Origin of the sequence: Nocardioides sp. CPCC 206348 (genome assembly GCF_048654705.1) — a bacterium.
GTDB lineage: Bacteria > Actinomycetota > Actinomycetes > Propionibacteriales > Nocardioidaceae > Nocardioides.
Genome location: NZ_JBMCZA010000234.1, coordinates 8256 through 9348, shown reverse-complemented (window position 1 = coordinate 9348; position 1093 = coordinate 8256). Strand labels below are relative to the sequence as shown.

Below are 1093 nucleotides of genomic sequence, written 5' to 3'. Positions count from 1 at the left end.
CCCGGGTCATTGTGCCCGGTCGAAGCAGGCGGCGTAGTCCGTTCTGACTAGTGCCTCTCGAGACGCTCAGCCAACCAGTCTCGGCCGCCCGCAGGTGGCGCCCACGGCGAAGACGTCGGCCCCACCGAGCCGGAGCCCGATCATCCGGGCGACCGGCCCGATGTACATCGTGTTGATGTTGTTCACGAGCGGTGTCAGGGTCTTCTCGACGAATCCCTTGCCGACCGTCACCAGCTCGTGGGCGATCAGGTTCGTCACGGCCGTGACGGCGGCCAGGTTGGCGGACTTGCCGCCGATCTTCACCGCGGTCACCGTCGGCGTGAGCGTGGCCATGCTCAGGTTGACCGCGCCGCCGGTCGTCACCGGTGTGACGTCGTTCGGCGGGATCGACAGTCCCACCGTCCCCGAGGACGCGTTCAGCTGCGACCCGACGGTGAGCGTCACGTCGACCTCCAGGGACACCTTGGTCCCCAGCAGCAGGATGTTGCCCAGCAGGTTGGTGATCACCGAGGTCAGCCCCAGGCCGATCAGGTCGGTGAGCCTCACGTCGGCACTGACCGTCACGTTGGCATTGAGCTTGTACGACGCCAGGGCGCTCGCGACGCGGACGCTGAAGGTCGAGGGGTCGGCCCCGGTCCCGGTGCCACAGTGCACGGCCGGCGGCGCGATCAGCGCGCCGGTGCCGCTGCCCGCCTCGATCTCGAGGAACCCGGCGCCCTTGGGGGTCTGCAGGGTGCCGAGACCCGGCGGGCTGATGCTGGGCAGGTTGGTGAACTCGATGCCGAGGATCCCGTCCAGCTGGGCCGTGTCGGCCGTGGCCCCGGGAGAGTTGGGTGCGCCGCAGGCGAGCTCGGCCGCGGACACGAGGTAGATGGCGCCGGTGTACTGCCAGCCGACCCCGGGGACGCCGCCCTGGATGTTGGGGACGCCGACGAAGTACTGCCCGTCGGACAGCCGTGCCGACCCGATCAGGTCCAGCACGCTCATGCCGACCTCGAGGGCGGCCTTGTCCGTCGGCGAGACGTGCAGGACGTTGCCCAGGCTGATCATGCCGACGGTCGCGGTGACCTGCGACTTGATCAGCTTGTCGAGC

General features: G+C 69.3%; 1 protein-coding gene. It reads right to left on the bottom strand.

Features of this window, described 5'->3' with window-relative positions; genetic code table 11:
* Positions 1-66 precede the first annotated feature (66 nt).
* On the bottom strand, positions 67-1093 hold a 1027-nt coding region (locus ACOADB_RS26805), incomplete at its 5' end, for a hypothetical protein (RefSeq protein ID WP_378606234.1).